Origin of the sequence: Streptomyces sp. NPDC058257 (assembly GCF_042881845.1) — a bacterium.
In the GTDB taxonomy this organism is placed as follows: domain Bacteria; phylum Actinomycetota; class Actinomycetes; order Streptomycetales; family Streptomycetaceae; genus Streptomyces.
The window spans coordinates 180,955-196,216 of the sequence record NZ_JBHVXJ010000001.1 but is presented as its reverse complement, the minus strand read 5'-3'; the positions used below and the strand labels follow the sequence as shown (position 1 = coordinate 196,216).

At 72.2% G+C, this 15,262-nt stretch carries 14 protein-coding genes and 1 pseudogene; 9 read left to right on the top strand and 6 right to left on the bottom strand.

What is annotated here, in order from left to right:
- Positions 1–27: 27 nt before the first annotated feature.
- From ACFVXC_RS00840 to ACFVXC_RS00825, 4 genes are read left to right on the top strand one after another with little or no spacing between them, the layout of a single operon-like run.
- On the top strand, positions 28–633 hold the full coding sequence (locus tag ACFVXC_RS00840; protein ID WP_389900276.1) for a phosphatase PAP2 family protein: 606 nt from the start codon (positions 28–30) through the stop codon (positions 631–633).
- Positions 630–1,340 carry a phosphatase PAP2 family protein gene (locus tag ACFVXC_RS00835; RefSeq protein WP_389900275.1) on the top strand — a complete coding sequence of 237 codons (711 nt, stop codon included), beginning with the start codon at positions 630–632 and terminating at the stop codon, positions 1,338–1,340. The genes ACFVXC_RS00840 and ACFVXC_RS00835 overlap by 4 nt, the downstream gene beginning before the upstream one ends.
- Positions 1,315–1,977 carry a response regulator transcription factor gene (locus ACFVXC_RS00830; protein WP_389900274.1) on the top strand — a complete coding sequence of 221 codons (663 nt, stop codon included), beginning with the start codon at positions 1,315–1,317 and terminating at the stop codon, positions 1,975–1,977. Before ACFVXC_RS00835 ends, ACFVXC_RS00830 begins: the two co-directional genes overlap by 26 nt.
- Positions 1,974–3,335 (top strand): sensor histidine kinase, encoded by a 1,362-nt coding sequence (locus tag ACFVXC_RS00825; protein ID WP_389900273.1) that lies wholly within the window; start codon positions 1,974–1,976, stop codon positions 3,333–3,335. Before ACFVXC_RS00830 ends, ACFVXC_RS00825 begins: the two co-directional genes overlap by 4 nt.
- Before the next feature lie 16 nt (positions 3,336–3,351).
- Here ACFVXC_RS00825 and ACFVXC_RS00820 read toward each other — a convergent pair whose 3' ends face one another.
- Entirely contained in the window at positions 3,352–4,179 is an 828-nt protein-coding gene (locus ACFVXC_RS00820; RefSeq protein WP_389900272.1) for a hypothetical protein, read from the bottom strand.
- A 92-nt stretch (positions 4,180–4,271) separates the two neighbouring features.
- On the opposite strand from ACFVXC_RS00820, the gene ACFVXC_RS00815 reads away from it, so the two are divergent.
- Positions 4,272–5,327 carry a sodium-dependent transporter gene (locus tag ACFVXC_RS00815; RefSeq protein WP_389900271.1) on the top strand — a complete coding sequence of 352 codons (1,056 nt, stop codon included), beginning with the start codon at positions 4,272–4,274 and terminating at the stop codon, positions 5,325–5,327.
- On the opposite strand, the gene ACFVXC_RS00810 is transcribed toward ACFVXC_RS00815, so the two are convergent.
- Positions 5,328–6,734 carry an ATP-binding protein gene (locus tag ACFVXC_RS00810; RefSeq protein WP_389900270.1) on the bottom strand — a complete coding sequence of 469 codons (1,407 nt, stop codon included), beginning with the start codon at positions 6,732–6,734 and terminating at the stop codon, positions 5,328–5,330.
- A 1-nt stretch (position 6,735) separates the two neighbouring features.
- Positions 6,736–7,430 (bottom strand): annotated as a pseudogene (locus tag ACFVXC_RS00805) (response regulator transcription factor).
- 160 nt (positions 7,431–7,590) lie between these two features.
- Here ACFVXC_RS00805 and ACFVXC_RS00800 point away from each other — a divergent pair.
- Both ACFVXC_RS00800 and ACFVXC_RS00795 read left to right on the top strand, forming a co-directional pair.
- Entirely contained in the window at positions 7,591–8,844 is a 1,254-nt protein-coding gene (locus ACFVXC_RS00800; RefSeq protein ID WP_389900269.1) for a glycosyltransferase family 4 protein, read from the top strand.
- Between the two features lie 47 nt (positions 8,845–8,891).
- Positions 8,892–10,370 (top strand): hypothetical protein, encoded by a 1,479-nt coding sequence (locus tag ACFVXC_RS00795; RefSeq protein ID WP_389900268.1) that lies wholly within the window; start codon positions 8,892–8,894, stop codon positions 10,368–10,370.
- 3 nt (positions 10,371–10,373) lie between these two features.
- On the opposite strand, the gene ACFVXC_RS00790 is transcribed toward ACFVXC_RS00795, so the two are convergent.
- Positions 10,374–11,750, bottom strand: a complete 1,377-nt coding sequence (locus ACFVXC_RS00790) for a hypothetical protein (RefSeq protein WP_389900267.1) — start codon at positions 11,748–11,750, stop codon at positions 10,374–10,376.
- A gap of 113 nt (positions 11,751–11,863) precedes the next feature.
- Here ACFVXC_RS00790 and ACFVXC_RS00785 point away from each other — a divergent pair, with 113 nt between their 5' ends.
- Positions 11,864–13,144 carry a molybdopterin-dependent oxidoreductase gene (locus tag ACFVXC_RS00785; RefSeq protein ID WP_389900266.1) on the top strand — a complete coding sequence of 427 codons (1,281 nt, stop codon included), beginning with the start codon at positions 11,864–11,866 and terminating at the stop codon, positions 13,142–13,144.
- On the top strand, positions 13,144–13,623 hold the full coding sequence (locus ACFVXC_RS00780) for a hypothetical protein (RefSeq protein WP_389900265.1): 480 nt from the start codon (positions 13,144–13,146) through the stop codon (positions 13,621–13,623). The genes ACFVXC_RS00785 and ACFVXC_RS00780 overlap by 1 nt, the downstream gene beginning before the upstream one ends.
- Here ACFVXC_RS00780 and ACFVXC_RS00775 read toward each other — a convergent pair.
- A complete protein-coding gene (locus ACFVXC_RS00775; protein ID WP_389900264.1) occupies positions 13,575–14,258 on the bottom strand; it encodes a class I SAM-dependent methyltransferase in 684 nt (227 codons plus the stop codon). The genes ACFVXC_RS00780 and ACFVXC_RS00775 overlap by 49 nt on opposite strands.
- Positions 14,255–14,923, bottom strand: coding sequence for a DUF2064 domain-containing protein (locus tag ACFVXC_RS00770; RefSeq protein WP_389900263.1), 669 nt, complete (start codon positions 14,921–14,923; stop codon positions 14,255–14,257). Before ACFVXC_RS00770 ends, ACFVXC_RS00775 begins: the two co-directional genes overlap by 4 nt.
- Between the last annotated feature and the right edge of the window lie 339 nt (positions 14,924–15,262).

Here is a 15,262-nt window from a genome sequence, read left to right as displayed (position 1 = left end):
TCGTGACGCAGACGAAAGAGGCCAGGGATGACGACAGGCTTCGACGGGGCATCGATCGACGGACCCGCGTACACGGATGTGGTCCACATGGCGGCTCGCACGCCCGGTTGGCTCGACAGCGCGGTGTCGCTCTGGTCGTCGTACGGACTCGTCCTCTTCGCGCTCCTCATGGCCCTGTGCTGGTGGCGGGCGCGCCGCGTGAGCGCCGAGGCCGCGATGTCGGCGCTGGCCACCCCGATCGTGGCCGTCCTGGCTTTCGGCGTCTCCACCGTCGTGAAGTCGGTGGCGCGCGAGGACAGGCCCTGCACGAGTCTGCACCTGGCCACCATCGAGGCGTGCCCGGTGCGGGGGGACTGGTCCTTCCCGAGCAACCACGCGACGCTCGCGGTCGCGGTCGCGGTCGCGCTGTGGTTCGTCTCGCGCGAAATCGGCGCCATCGCGGCCGTCGCCGCCTGTGCCATGGCGGTGTCGCGGGTGTGGGTGGGGGCGCACTACCCGCACGATGTCCTGGCCGGGGCCCTCGTCGGTGCCTTGGTCGCCACCACCTGCATGCTCCTGCTGCGCCGACGGCCGTCGTCCCTCGCCCGGCGCCTGACCGCGTCTCCACTGCGCCCGCTGCTGATCGCGTCATGAAACGCAGGGAGACCGCCGAGTTGGCCGGCCTCCTCGGCCTGGGCGCATGGGTGGCCTTCGGCGTCCTGGCCATGGTCCTGATCGGCCGTGACGGCGACCCGTTCGCGATGGACGACGACGTGCTCGCATGGTCCGTCGGACACCGGCCGGACGCGCTCGTCGCCCTCGCCCGCGGTGTGACCCACACCGGTACAGGAGTCGTCCCGTACGTCCTCGTCGTGCTGGCGGGGCTGTTGGTGGGGCGCACGGCGCGCCGCAGAGCGTGGGGGGCCGTGCTCGGTCTCGTCTGTCTCGCGGCGGGACAGGCGCTGCGCTTCGGCACGATGAGCCTCATCCAGCGGCCCCGCCCGCCGCACGCGGACTGGGCGACGCACGCCTCCGGGTGGGCGTTCCCCTCCGGTCACACGACGACGGCCACCCTCACGGCAGGTCTCCTGATCATTGCCGTACAACTGCGCGCGCCGCGCGGCAGGACATTCCTGACGGTCGTGGTCGCATGCTGGGGGCTTCTCGTCGGACTGACCCGAGCCGACCTGGCGGTGCACTGGTTCACCGATGTGGTCGGCGGCTGGCTGTTCGCCGTCGGCTGGCTGGGGCTGTGCCTGTGCGCCGCGGCCTGGTGGCTGCCCGAGCGGCTCATCCCGTACGCGCCGCGAGCGGCACCGCACCCGATGGAGGGCCATGAAGCGCAAGATCCTGGTCGCTGAGGACGATCACGCGTTGCGGGACGTGCTGCTGCGCGGCCTGCGCGACGAGGACTTCGATCCGCTGCCCGCCCCGGACGGCGCCACCGCGCTGAGACTCGCGACCGGCGACATCGCCGCCGCCCTGCTCGACGTCGGCCTGCCCGACGCGGACGGCCGGGACGTGTGCCAGGCGATGCGCGCGAACGGACTGGCCTTCCCCATCATCTTCCTCACGGCCCGTCACCGGTTGACGGACCGGTTGGCCGGGTTCTCGGCGGGCGGTGACGACTATCTGCCCAAGCCGTTCCACCTCGCCGAACTGATGGCCAGGCTCCGGGCGGCCCTCAAGCGCGCGGCACCCGTACACCCCGTGACCAGCGGTGACCTGAGCCTGGACGCCGTACGCCATCGTTGCACTCTGGGAAAGGTCGAGATCGCCCTGACACCGACGGAGTTCCGACTCCTCGCCGCCCTGATGGCCGCGTCCGGGGCCGTCGTGACCCGCCGTGAACTGATCAGGGCGGGCTGGCCGGACGGCGCCCGGGTCAGTGACAACACCCTCGACCAGTACCTGACCCGCCTGCGCCGCAAACTGCGCGACGCGGGCAGCACACTGGCCATCGGCACGGCCCGCGGCGTCGGCCACCGCCTGTCATGACCGCTCTCCCGTCGCGCCTCCTGCCCCGCACCCTGCGCGGACGCCTGTCCCTGGTGGCCCTCACCGCGGCCACGCTCCTGATCGTGATCCTCACGGTCGCCTTCAACACGGTCGTCCGCCGGCACCTGATGCGCCAGGCGGACGACGAACTGCGCACGCGGGCCGCGGCCGTCGCCACCACCGTCGACACCAAAGGCCCTCGCGTGAGCGTCCACGAAGGCGCCCACGACGAACTCCTCGACAGCAACGTATGGATCTACGACGGCGCACGCCTGGCCGAACAGCCCCCCAACGTCACCGCGGCAAGCCCTACGACGCGTGCCGCCCGCGAACTCGCCACCGACGGCGGGCGCGGCTGCGCCACCACGGGAGGCGACGGTTCCATCCGCCTCTGCTCGCGGCGGCTGCCCGGCCCCGCCGCCGACGCCATGATCGTCACGGCCCTGGACCTGGCTCCCTACCGAAGCTCGGCGGACACCTTGCTCAGCGGATCACTCGTCCTGGACGCCGTGATGCTCGCCTGCACCTACACACTGACCCGGCTGGCCGTGGGCCGCGCGCTGCGCCCCGTGGGCACCATGACCGAACAGGCCACCCAGTGGAGTGCCGTCACTTCGGGGGAACGCTTCGGCTCCCCGGACCGCCCGGACGAACTCGCCCTGCTCGGAGCGTCGTTGGACGCCCTCCTGGACCGCATCCGGACCCTGCTCCGCCATGAGCGGCAACTCACCGCGGAGCTCTCGCACGAGCTGCGTACCCCGCTCAGCCGCATCATCGCCGAGCTGGACTGGTGGCAATCCCGCCCCCGCACCGCCGCCGACACCCTGACCGTCCATGACGTCATCGCCCGGTCCGCCGCAGCCATGAACACCATCTGCGACACCCTCCTGCGCGACGCCCGGGAGAACACGCCCGCCACACCCGGCACGGTACGAGTGCTGCCCGCTCTGCGCGGCCTGACCGAACAGCTCGGCCACGAAGGGCACTTGACGCTCACCGTCACCGAGGAGGTCCCGCTCGTGGATGCGGGAGTCACCACCGCCCTGCTCGAACGTGCCGTCAGCCCGCTGCTCGCCAACGCCGTTCGGTACGCCCGTACGCACGTGACGGTGCACGTCGGCCGCGCACCCGACGGCGTACGCGTCGCCGTCACCGACGACGGCCCCGGGGTGCCGCCGTCCTTCGTCGAGGAGCTCTTCGTGCCCGGCCGCCGTGCCGATCCCGGTGACGGACACGACGGAGCGGGCCTCGGCCTGCCGCTCGCACGGCGCCTGGCCCGCTCCGCGGGCGGGGAGGTGCACCACGACGCGGGGCACACCCCCGGGGCCCGGTTCGTCCTCGGGCTGCCGCCCGCATGACCGAGAAGAGCCCGTCTCAGACGTCGCCGCGCGGTTCCGGCTCGGCGACGTCCTTGCGTGTCGTCGCCAGAAAGACGACCAGGGCGAGGATCACCGCGAGGAACAGCACGCTCGTCACCACCGTGCCGAGGCCGAGCCCGCCGTCCCCCGTGGGCTGCGAGAGATAGTCCCCGGCGGAGGCGCCGAGCGGGCGGGTCAGGACGTAGGCGATCCAGAAGCTCCACACGGCGTTCAGACCGAGCGTGACGCGGGCGACGGCGACGGCGGCGATGGCCAGGGCGAACAGCACCGCGGACAGCCAGTAACCGAGGGCCAGCCGCTCGGCGACCAGATCTCCGGCGGCGGTGCCGAGGGCGAAGGTGAACAGGACCGCGAGCCAGTAGAAGGACTCACGGCGGACGGTGTCGACGCTGCGGATGGAGAGGCTGCGCTCGCTGCGGTACCAGAGCGCGAAGACGGCGGTGAGGCCGAGAGCGAACACCGTCGTGCTCGTCTCCAGGGGCACCCCCATGTTGTCGGTGAGGTTGTCGCTGATCAGGGTGCCGACGATGCTGATCAGGGCGACCGCCGTCCAGTAGACGCCCGCGCGGTAGGCGTTCGTACGGAACTGGGCGATGAGTACGACCGCCAGCAGGGCACTCATCAACAGCGAGACGCCGGTCAGGCCGAGTCCCAGCTTCTCGTTGAGGAGATCGGCGGCGGTCTCACCGACCGTGGTGCAGAGGATCTTGATGATCCAGAAGTAGACGGTGACTTCGGGAACCTTGTTCCAGCGCGGGCGCCGTGCGAAGGACGTCGCCTTCGTATCGATCGGGAACGGTTCCTGGGTGCTTTCGGATGTCATGCGGCCGACGCTGTCACCGGGATCCTGAACGGTTCCTGACTGCCGTGTGGCACATGCCCCACACCGTGACCGGAGTGCGGAACATGAGGGGCATGGACTCCCGATGCGACCGGGTCACCGGCATGCTGCGCCGACGCCTCGGCACGGCCGTGTGCCTCGCCTATCTCGCCGCGCTGCTTCTGCCGGGCCCGGGCGAATGGCTGCGCCACCCGCACGCCCTGCCGCTCGGCCACGGACACCGGCCGCACCTGCACACCACCGCGTCCCTGCTGGCGTTGGTGCTGTTCTCGGCGGGAATCCAGGTACCGGTCCGCTCGTTGGGGCGCCTGCTGCGCCGGCCGAGCATCCTGCTGGCCGGGATCACCCTGCACGTCGTGGCCCCACTGCTGATCATCCCGCCGCTCGTGTTCCTGCTGCGCGGCTCCCCGGACACCGACGGAGGCAGCGGTCTGGTCACCGCGATGATTCTCGTCGTGGCGATGCCGGTCGCCGCGGGCGCCACGGTCTGGGCCGGCAAGGGGCAGGGCGACCAACCCGTCATGGTGGGCCTGGTCCTGCTCTCCACCCTGGTCAGCCCCCTCACCATCCCGCTGGTCGTGAGGGCGCTGGCCCCGCTGCTCAAGGGCGGCTACGCGAGCACACTGGCGCAGGCCGGACGGAGCCTGGACAGCGGATTCACCCTCATGGCGGTGGTACTGCCGTGCGCGGCGGGCGTGTTGTGCCGCTGCTCGTTGCCGGTGCGGTGGGCCGAGCGGCTCTCGGCCACCGTCGTGCCCGTGGCGCTCGTGGGCTCGCTTCTTTTGACCTACGTCAATGCCAGTGGCGCGCTGGGCTCGTTCCTGGCCCGGCCGCGCCCGCTGCTCCTCGTGGCGGCCGTCGCGGTGGCCGCGCTGGTGTGCGCGTTCTCCTTCGCCCTGGGCCGTCTCACGGCCCGCGTTCTGCGCCTGGACGCTCCGGTGGCCTCCTCGCTCACCCTCGCCTGCGGAATGAACAACAGCAGTGCGAGCGCCGTCCTGCTGACCACCGCGCTGCCCGACAAGCCGCATCTGCTCCTGCCGGTCCTGGCGTACGGGCTGCTGCAGAAGACGGCCGCGAACCGGGTGATTCGCGTGCGCGTTCGGCGTGAGCCCTGTGCGGCCACGTCATGATCACTGCGCCCCTTCCCGTCCCTGGCCCTGACCACGGACGGTGGCAACGGTGAACCCGATGGCCGCGCCGCCGCCCGGGCGTTCCTCGGCGAAGACCGTCCCGCCGTGCGTGTCGGCGACTTCGCGCACGATGGACAGGCCGAGGCCGGACCCGGGCAGACCGCGCGCGGCCGGGGCCCGGTAGAAGCGGTCGAAGACGCGGCTGCGGTCCTCAAGCGTGAGGCCGAGGCCCCGGTCGAGGACCGTGACACGGCCGCGTACGACGGTGATCTCGATGGGGCCGGTGCCACCGGGGTCGAACTTGGCGGCGTTGTCGACCAGATTGGACACCGCCCGTTGCAGCGCGCCCGCGCGTCCCATGACGAGCGTACTGTCCGCATCGACGGTGACGGTGCGCGCGGTACGCCGCCGGGCGATCACGGCGACGTCCTCGGCGATCTCGGCGAGGACGATCTCGCGCGACGGCTCGTCGTCGTGCGCGCCTGCCGCGAGGTCCACCAGCTCGTTGACGAGTTCGGTGAGCTCGCGTGCCTCCCCGGACAAGTCGGCGATCAGCTCCTCGCGCGCGGTGGCGGGCAGTTCATCGATACGGGCGAGGAGCGCGATGTTCGTACGCAGCGAAGTGAGCGGGGTCCGCAGCTCGTGCCCGGCGTCCTGGACCAGGCGGCGCTGATCCTCCACCGACTGGGCGAGACGGTCGAGCATGCGGTCGAAGGAGTGGCCGAGACGGGCCACCTCGTCCCGCCCCGCGACGGGTACCCCGGCCTGGAGGTTGCCGGTCTCCGCCACGCGCTGTGCGGCGGCGGTCAACCGCACGAGGCGCCCGGTGATCCGCCGGGCCAGCCACCAGCCGGCGAGTGCTGACGCCCCGATCACCGCCGCGGCGAGGAGCGCGGTGCGCCGCTGCAGCTCCTCCAAGAGGTCTTCGGTGTCGCTGAACTCCCGCGCGACCTGCACGGCGCCGCGTCCGCCGCCGAGCGAGACGGTGGCGAGGCGGTACCGGCCGTCCCCGAGGTCGATGTTCCTTCGGGACACGGCCCCCGCCTCATGCGAGGAAGCGATCCGTCGGTCGGTACCCCGCACCGGCAGCGGCGGGGAGCCACGGTCGGTGATCTCGCCCGTGGGGCCCAGGACCTGTACGTCGGTGCGCGTGCTGCGGGTCAGGTCGTCGCGTGGGCCGTCGTGGTCCGGATCCACGGAGGCGTAGTCGAGCGCGGTCAGTTCCCGCTGGTGGACCTGGCCCCGCAGATCATGGACGACTTCGTCGAACACCTCCTGCTCCTCCACCCGCACCAGATGGGCCGCCGCGTCATAGCTGAGGAAGCCCACCGTCAGCGTCACGGCCACGGCCACGGTGGCGAACAGTACGGCGAACGTGGTGCGCAGACTGGAGGGGATGACGCGCACCTCACGCCTCTCTCAGGACGTAGCCGACGCCCCGCACCGTATGGATCAGGGCGGGCACGTCCGGGGTGTCGATCTTGCGGCGCAGATAGCCGACATAGACGGCGAGATTCTTGGATCCGGGGCCAAGTCGTAGCCCCAGATCCGGTCGTAGATCGTCGGGTGGTCGAGGACGATCCCGCTGTTGCGGGCGAGGAGTTCGATGAGGTCGAACTCGGTGCGGGTCAGCTCCAGTTCGCGATCGCCTCGCCAGGCCCGCCGCGCCTGTCCGTCGATCCGCAGATCCGCCACCGCGAGAGTGTCCCCGGGGGGTGTCCCGCCCGCCGGCCGGGGACCCGTCCGGCGCAGCAGGGCCCGCAGCCGGGCGAAGACCTCCTCGACGTCGAAGGGCTTGGCCACATAGTCGTCGGCGCCCGCGTCCAGGCCCGCGATCCGGTCCGCGGTCTCCACCCGGGCGGTGAGCATCAGGATCGGCGTACGGTCGCCCTCCGCGCGCAGCACCCGGCACACCTGCAGCCCGTCGATGCCCGGCATCATCACGTCGAGGACCAGCACGTCGGGGCACCGCAGATGCCCCTGGGCCAGCGCCTGGACGCCGTCGTCAACGGCCGTCACGTCGTAGCCCTCAAGGGTCAGTGCGCGCTTGAGGGCCTGGCGGATGGCTCGGTCGTCCTCGGCGAGCAGCAGGGTGTGGGCCACATCAAGGAGTGTGCCAACACCTGGGAGTGAACGCGGCCGACACCGGAGGGGATTCTTACCTCCCTCTCACCTGGGCCAGGATGCGCCCTTACCCCTTTCCGCCAGCGTGTCGCCATCGCCAGTGGCCCGCCGGGCGCCGCCGAAGGGGGAAGGTTCCCGCATGAAGATCGCGTTCCTGCTGCACAACGCCTATGCCATCGGCGGCACCATCCGCACCACGCTCAACCTCGCGTCGGCGCTCGCGGACGACCACGACGTCGAGATCGCCTCGCTGATGCGCCACCGGGAGACGCCGCGCTTCACCGTGGACCCGCGGGTGAGGCTCGTGCCGCTGGTGGACACCCGGATCGGCACAGCCGACGGACAGCACCCGGCATTCGCCGAACCGGCCCGCGACTTCCCTCCGGCCGACCGGCGCCACCACCAGTACACCCGGCTGCACGACCTGCGGGCGCGCGACTACCTGGCGGCCAGCGACGCCGATGTGATCATCGGTACGCGGCCCGGACTCAATGTCTACCTGGCTCTCTTCGCACCGCGCCGCGCCCTGCGCATCGCCCAGGAGCACCTGCGGCACGACGCGCACAGCAAGAAGCTGCGCCGGGTACTCGCCCGTCACTACCGCACGCTCGACGCGGTCGTCACCACCACCGAGGCCGATGCCGCGACCTACCGCGCACGATTGGCCCTGCCGGGCGTCCGCGTCCTGTCCATCCCCAACATCGTTCCCGACCAGGCCGTCGCCTCCGCCGACCACACGGCCAACGTCGTGGCCGCGGCCGGGCGGCTGGTCCGCGGCAAACGGTTCGACCTGCTCATCGAGGCATTCGCCGACGTCGCCCCCAAACGCCCCGACTGGCGCCTGCGCATCTACGGCGGCGGCACGGAGAAGGAAGCGCTGCAGCGGCTCATCCACAGCCACGCTCTTGGCGAGCATGTCGCGCTGATGGGGCCGATGGCCCCGATCGAGGCGGAATTCGCCCAGGCGTCGATCGTCGCCTCCGCCTCCGACGCCGAGTCCTTCGGCATGACCCTGGTCGAAGCGATGCGCTGCGGCGTGGCGGTGGTCAGCACCGACTGCCCCCTGGGCCCCGCCGAGATCATCCGCGACGGCGTCGACGGACGCCTCGTACCCACCGGCGACGCCAAGGCCCTGGCCGACGCCCTCCTGGAACTGATCGACGACAGGCCCCGCCGCCGCGCCCTGGGAGCGGCGGCCGTGGAGAGCGCCCACCGCTTCGACGCCGAACGCATCGTGCGCCGCTACGAACTCCTGCTCACCGAACTTGCGGCGACCCGCCACCGACGCGCCTGGCAGCGCACCCGGGCACGTCTGGCCGCCCACGCCCGGCGACTTGTGCGCCGCCTCAAGAAGAGCCGCCCTCGTCCCGTCCGTGTTCCGGCCATCGACTGAGCCCACCACCCGGCACCACCGGGGAACGTCACCAGCAGGGGGGGCGCATGACCGCAACCGTTGTCGTGGAGCGGCACCCGACTGAGCCCACCGGTGCCCGCCGCCGTCGGCGGGCACCCTGGCTCGGTCTTGTCGCCTGCGCCTACGCCGCCGTCCAACTCGTGCTCGTCGTACCGCACACCGGCCACGCGCTCGGCTGGGACGAGACCGTCTACGTATCCCAGCTCGATCCGCGCAACCCGGCCGCCTACTTCAGCGCCCCGCGCTCCCGGGGCATCAGCTTCCTTGCCGCACCCGTGGTGGCCGCCACCGGCTCGGTCCTCGCCCTGCGTCTCGTCCTCGTCGTGCTGACCACCGCGGCCCTCTACACCGCCTTCCGCACCTGGCGTCCTCTCCTTGGAGACGCCACCACGGCCCTGGCCGCGCTGCTCTTCGCGGGACTGTGGAGCGCCCAGCTCGCGGGCTCCGAGGCCATGCCCAACCTGTGGGTCGCCTTCGGCGCCGTCGCCGTCGTCGGCTGGTTCCTGCGCGCCTCCGACGGACCCCGCGCACGTCGGTGGCTCGCGGCCGTCCTTCTGGCCACCGCCCTGGTCCGGCTGCCCGACGCGGGCTGGCTGGCTCTGCCCCTGCTGATCACCGCACTGTGCTTCCGCGCCCGTCGGCGTGCGCTGCCGTTCCTCCTCGGCGGCCTGGCGCTCGGCGCCGCCCAGTGGGTCGCGGAGGCATACACGCGGTTCGGGGGGATCACCGGCCGCCTGCACCGCTCAAGTGCCACCGAGGGCGGCACGTCCTTCCACGTCAACACGGTCAATGCCTGGCACAGCCTCAACGGTCCACAACTGTGCCGCCCCTGCCATGTCCCGCTGACCCACCCCGAACTCACCCTGTGGTGGCTCGCGTTACCCCTCCTCGCGGCCCTCGCCCTCCTCGTCGCCGTGCACGACCGAAGGACCCGGCCTCTCACCCCCACCATCCTGCCGCTGCTCTGCGCCCTCGCGCTCGGCTTCCCGTACCTCTTCCTGCTCACCTACTCGGCCCCGCGGTTCCTGCTGCCCGCCTACGCCCTCCTGAGCCTCCCCGTCGCCGCACTCGCGACCCGCGTCGTATCCGCCGCCCGTCGCCCGGTGCCCGTCATCACCGCGATCACCCTTGCCGTGTGCCTGCAACTCGCCGGTCAGGCGGTGCTGTTGCCAAGCGTCACCGCCCAAGTCCACGCGGTCTCGCGGAAGTACCAGGTCACCGCGCACGCCCTGCACTCCCTCGGACTGCGTCCGCCGTGCCTGATCGCCGGTGGACATGCCCTGCCCGTGGCCTACGACGCGGGCTGCGCGTCGGCCGAACTGCACGGGAACAATCGCTCGATCACTCGCAGGGCGCTGCTCGACCGCGCCGCACGGGAGCCCTTCGCCGTACTCGTTCCCGGGGGACATCGGCGGCCCCGGTACGCGCGCGACTGGATCCCGCACCAGATGCCGGACACCCACTGGACCGCGTACACGCCGCGCCCCGCGCGGAGCACCTCGTAGGGATCACCAGCCCGTGAACAGCACGTGGTTGATCGCGAGGGCGAGTACGGCCTGTGCGGTGAGCCAGTAGCGCCGGCCCGCCGTCGGCAGGAGCGCCGTCGCCGCTGTCAGGAACGTGGCGAACGGCAGCCAGATGCGTTCCGTTTCCGCCTTGCTCATTCCGGAGAGGTCGGCGGCGAGGAGGGCGAGGAGGACGGTCAGGACGAGCACGGTCAACCGGTCGGCGGGCGTGGTCCGGCCGGTGCGCAGGCGGCGAAACGTGCCGGGAGCGGTGGCCGCCGTCCTGCGCAGGGCCGCCACCGTCGCGAGGCCGGTGACCAGCACCGTGCAGGCGAGATTGGCCCAGACGAAGTAGCCGTAGGGTCTGATGCCGCCCGCCCCCTGGTAGTAGCGCTCGACGAGCAGGTGGTACGCCTCCCACCAGCTGAAGCCCGCGAGGGTGAAGGCGATCGGGGTGACCGCCGCTCCGGCGAGGACGAGCGGGAGCGGGCGCGGGGTGCGCGTGATCAGCAGGACGGCGGCGCCGACGAGGGCGAACAGGACCAGGCCGTACGAGAGGTAGCAGACGAGGCCGAACAGCAGGCCCGAGCCGAGTGCCGCGGCGCCGGGGGAGCGGACCGCGCGCGTCGCCGCGAGGGCGAGCAGGGCGATCGTCCAGGCCGTGACGGCGGCGAAGTAGCCGTCCGCGGAGACTCCGACCCAGATGGCCGCCGGTGCCAGGACGAGGAAGGGCGCCGCCCGGCGTGCGGTCGCCTCGTCGGCCAGGGTGCGCACGGTGATCAGGACGGCCGCCACGGCGGTGCTGCCCACGGTGATGCAGAAGGCCCCGGCCCAGGCGCCGCCGCCCAGGCCGACGCGGTCGAGGAGGACGAACGTGAGAGTGGCGCCCGGCGGATGGCCCGCGGTATGGGCGGGCCAGTGGTCGGGGGAGTCGATGAGGATGTGCCGGGTGAAGTCCCGCAAGGTTGCCGGGATGTCCTTGAAGCGGTCGACGACCTGGAGGTATTCGTACTTGGTGGTGAGCCGCTCGGTCACGCCCCGGTGTGGTCCATCGATCAGCGCGAGCGACCAGATCCAGGCCATGGACGCGGCCCAGGCGGTGAGGAGGAGGGGCCGCCAGGAGAGCCGGGCGGCGAGCGCGGGGGCGTACGCGATCACCGCGGCGGCGACCACGAGCGCGGCGGGCGTGCCAGGACCGACGTGCGGGTCCCATCGGGCGTACAGGGGTGGCCAGTTGAGGTGCAGGGTGCCGTCCGCGTGCTCGATCGAGGTGCCGATGACGACGGCCGCGGCGACGAGCAGCGCCGCGATCCCCGCCGCGGCCAGGTCGCGGCGGCGGCCGGTGCGCTCGATGCGGTCGGTGCGCTCTGTGGTGCTCACGTCTGCACGGTAGGCGCAGGTGGAGCGGTTGACGGGGCTCCGAGGGGCGACGTCAGCGTTTCGTCATGAGTCATGAGCCCGCTGGGGGACAGGGTCCGGCATACGGTCGGTCCATGCCCCCCGCACCACGTGTGACCTCTCCTGCCGACCCCGGTTTCTGGCGCAGTCCGCTGCGTGGGCCCTGGCTCACCTCGGTGCTCGGCGTCGTTCTGCTGGTCGGTATCACTGTGCTGTTCGTGACCGGCCTGCTGTCGTACGCCGCGTACAACCCGAACCTGTCACCCGTCAACGACAAGACACCCGACAAGGGCCTCCTCGGCTTCTATCTCTTCGCCTGGCCGACCGACCCGCACTGGCTCTACCGCCTCAACCAGGGCCTGCACGTCACGGTCGGCGTCACGCTGATCCCGGTGCTGCTCGCGAAACTGTGGTCGGTGCTCCCGAAGCTCTTCACGCTGCCTCCCGCGCGGTCGATCGGGCACGCCCTGGAGCGGGTGTCGCTGCTCCTCCTTGTCGGCGGCGCTCTCTTCGAATTCGTCACCGGCGTCCTCAACGTCCAGCTGGAGTACCTCTTCCCCGGCTCGTTCTACCCGCTGCACTTCTACGGAGCCTGGGTGTTCTTCGCCGCGTTCGCGGCCCATGCCGTGCTGCGCCTGCCCCAGGCCGTACGCGTTCTGCGAGAGCCCGGGTGGCGCGCACGGCTGCGTGACCCGCGTCCCGAGCCGGTCGACGAAATCGACGAAGGGGGCTTGGTGGCGCCCCGGCCCGCGGAGCCGACCCTGTCGCGGCGGGGAGCGCTGGGCATGGTCGGTGCGGGTTCCGCCCTGCTGTTCGTGACGACGGTGGGGCAGACGGTGGACGGGCCTCTGCGCCGCACCGCGCTGTTCGCGCCGCACGGCGGCGGCGATCCGGGGAGCGGCGCGAACGGCTTTCAGATCAACAAGACGGCCGCGAAGGTGGGCGTCGAGCCGCGGGACACGGGTGACCTGTGGCGGCTGGTCGTCAGCGGACCACACCGCGAGGTCAGCCTGTCCCGCACCGATCTGCTCCAACTCCCTTTGCACAGTGCCACGTTGCCCATCGCCTGCGTCGAGGGCTGGTCGACGTCGGATCAGCGGTGGCGCGGGGTACGGCTGCGGGACCTCGCCGTCCTTGCCGGGTTCGAGGAAGACCCGCCGGGGGTCCTCGTGGAGTCCTTGCAGCGGCACGGGGCCTTCCGTAAGGCCGCGTTGCGCGACAACCAGGTGCGCGACCCGCGCTCTCTGCTCGCGCTGCGGGTGAACGGGCAGGACCTGTCGCCGGACCACGGATACCCGGCACGGATCATCGTTCCGGCCGCGCCCGGCGTGCTCAACACCAAGTGGGTGTCCCGTCTGACCTTCGGGGAGCTGTGATGAGCGGTCCGACACGCCGATTGAGCCGGTGGTACGGCGAGGGGCCGCTGCAGCTCATCGTGCTGCTGGCCTCGTTCACGCTCGCCGGATACGCGGGGGTGCGCCTGCTGAGCGGTGACTGGCTGATGATCGCGGTCTGGTTCGTCGGTGCCGCGCTGGTGCACGATCTGCTGTTCGTGCCCGCGTACGCACTCGCGGACCGGGTGCTGCGGGCCGCCGCCGAGAGGCGGCGGAACCGCGGGGAGCTGATCAACTTCGTGCGTGTTCCGGTCTTCCTGTCCGGGATGCTGTTGCTGGTCTGGTTCCCGCTCATCACCGGACAGGTGGAGCGCTATGAGTCCGCCACGGGGCTCCCGGCCGGTGACTTCCTCGTCCGCTGGCTGACCGTCACGGGCCTGTTGTTCGCGGGATCCGCCCTGTGCCGGATTCTTCAGACGCGGCGCAGGGCGAGGAAGGAACGGCCGCCGGCGGTCCACTGATCGGCCGGGTGCCAGCCGAGCGGACGGGCGTGGCGCAGCAGGGCGGGGCTGCCGAGGCGGGCCCAGGGGAACAGCTCGCCCAGGGCGCCGTGCCCGTCGTCCACGTGCACCTGAACCCGCTCGTCGACGTCCATCGGCGCGGTCTCGACGATCAACAGACCGTCAGGTGTGAGGAGTTGGGCGATGCGCGCGAGCAGTGCGGCCGGGTCGCCGCCGATCCCCACGTTGCCGTCGATGAGCAGGGCGGTCCCCCAGCGGCCCTCGCCCGGCAGCGCGTCGAAGACGGAGCGGAGCAGCGCGGTGCCGCCGAGCCGGAGCGTGTGGTCGACGGCCGCCTGGCTGACATCGACCCCCAGGACGCGGTGGCCTCGCTCGGCGGCACCCGCCACCAGGCGGCCGGGCCCGCAGCCGATGTCGAGGACACTGCCCTCGCAGCGGCGCAACGCGGACAGATCCGCCGCGTCGGCACGCGCACACCAGCGTTCTACGTCCAGAGGCAGCAGCCAGCCGTCGCTGCGGCGCAGGAACAGAGGGCCGTGGCCGTTGCGCAGGGCGTTGGTGTACGGATCCGCACGCCAAGGGGCGGCCGCTCGGCCGGTCCTTGGCAGGGCCGTGTCCGGCGGCGCGGTGCTCATCGGCCGCCGCCCGCGCCCGTGCGCCCGGCCGGCGTCGCGAGGCGGGCGAGCGCGGCGGCGAACCGGCTGTCCGGCGCGGCGACGGCGACCCTCCCCGCGTCGTCGGCCGTGTCGACGTCACGCAGCCGGGGCAGCTCCCGGACCCTCAGCCCGGCGCCGGTGAGCCGGGCCCGTTGCAGGGCGCCGGTGTCGGGCCTCGACATGGGAACGCCGCGCAGCAGCCGCGGATCGGGCTCGGCGAGGCCCAGTGCCCAGAAGCCGCCGTCGACGGCGGGGCCGAACCAGGCGTCGCAGTCCTGCCAGGCGTCGGGGCCGAGTGCGGGGGCGAGCAGGCCGGGGGTGATCTGGGGGGTGTCCATGCCGACCAGGAGGGTCGGCCCCGAGCAGCCTGCGAACGCCGCGGCGAGCCGTTCGTCCAGGCCGCCCGCGCACTGGGGCACCACCTCGATGCCGGAAGGCAGCCAGGGGCCCGGCCGCCCGTCCAGGACCAGGACGCGTCGGTGGGCGGGCGCCGCCAGGACGGTGCCGAGGGTGTCGGCGAGCGAGGCCGCGGCGAGACCGGCGGCCTCCTGGGGGGAGTAGGGCGGGGTGAGGCGGGTCTTCACCCGTCCCGGCAGCGGCTCCTTGGCGATGACGAGCAAGGTCGTCGTCCCGTACGCGGTCACGCGGCACCGCCCGGCGCTCGCCCCGCGGGGTCGACGGGGGCGACGGGATCGACGGGATCGACCGGGCCGACGGAACCGGCGGAGTTGCCGGGGCTGTCAGGGTCGCCGGGACCGGCAGGGTCGACGGGATCGACGGGATCTACCGGGCCGACGGGACCGGCGGAGTCGCCGGGACCGACAGGGTCGCCGGGACCGACAGGGTCGCCGGGACCGACAGGGTCGCCGGGACCGACAGGGTCGCCGGGACCGACAGGGTCGCCGGGACCGACAGGTTCGACGGCACCGTCAGGGGCGACGGGATCGACGGGATCGATCGGGCCGACGGAACCGGCGGAGTCT

Coding starts and splice junctions, on each gene's coding strand:
- ACFVXC_RS00840 (WP_389900276.1), top strand. CDS start 28: ATGACGACAGGCTTCGACGGGGCATCGATCGACGGACCCGCGTACACG.
- ACFVXC_RS00835 (WP_389900275.1), top strand. CDS start 630: ATGAAACGCAGGGAGACCGCCGAGTTGGCCGGCCTCCTCGGCCTGGGC.
- ACFVXC_RS00830 (WP_389900274.1), top strand. CDS start 1,315: ATGAAGCGCAAGATCCTGGTCGCTGAGGACGATCACGCGTTGCGGGAC.
- ACFVXC_RS00825 (WP_389900273.1), top strand. CDS start 1,974: ATGACCGCTCTCCCGTCGCGCCTCCTGCCCCGCACCCTGCGCGGACGC.
- ACFVXC_RS00820 (WP_389900272.1), bottom strand. CDS start 4,179: ATGACATCCGAAAGCACCCAGGAACCGTTCCCGATCGATACGAAGGCG.
- ACFVXC_RS00815 (WP_389900271.1), top strand. CDS start 4,272: ATGGACTCCCGATGCGACCGGGTCACCGGCATGCTGCGCCGACGCCTC.
- ACFVXC_RS00800 (WP_389900269.1), top strand. CDS start 7,591: ATGAAGATCGCGTTCCTGCTGCACAACGCCTATGCCATCGGCGGCACC.
- ACFVXC_RS00795 (WP_389900268.1), top strand. CDS start 8,892: ATGACCGCAACCGTTGTCGTGGAGCGGCACCCGACTGAGCCCACCGGT.
- ACFVXC_RS00785 (WP_389900266.1), top strand. CDS start 11,864: ATGCCCCCCGCACCACGTGTGACCTCTCCTGCCGACCCCGGTTTCTGG.
- ACFVXC_RS00780 (WP_389900265.1), top strand. CDS start 13,144: ATGAGCGGTCCGACACGCCGATTGAGCCGGTGGTACGGCGAGGGGCCG.
- ACFVXC_RS00775 (WP_389900264.1), bottom strand. CDS start 14,258: ATGAGCACCGCGCCGCCGGACACGGCCCTGCCAAGGACCGGCCGAGCG.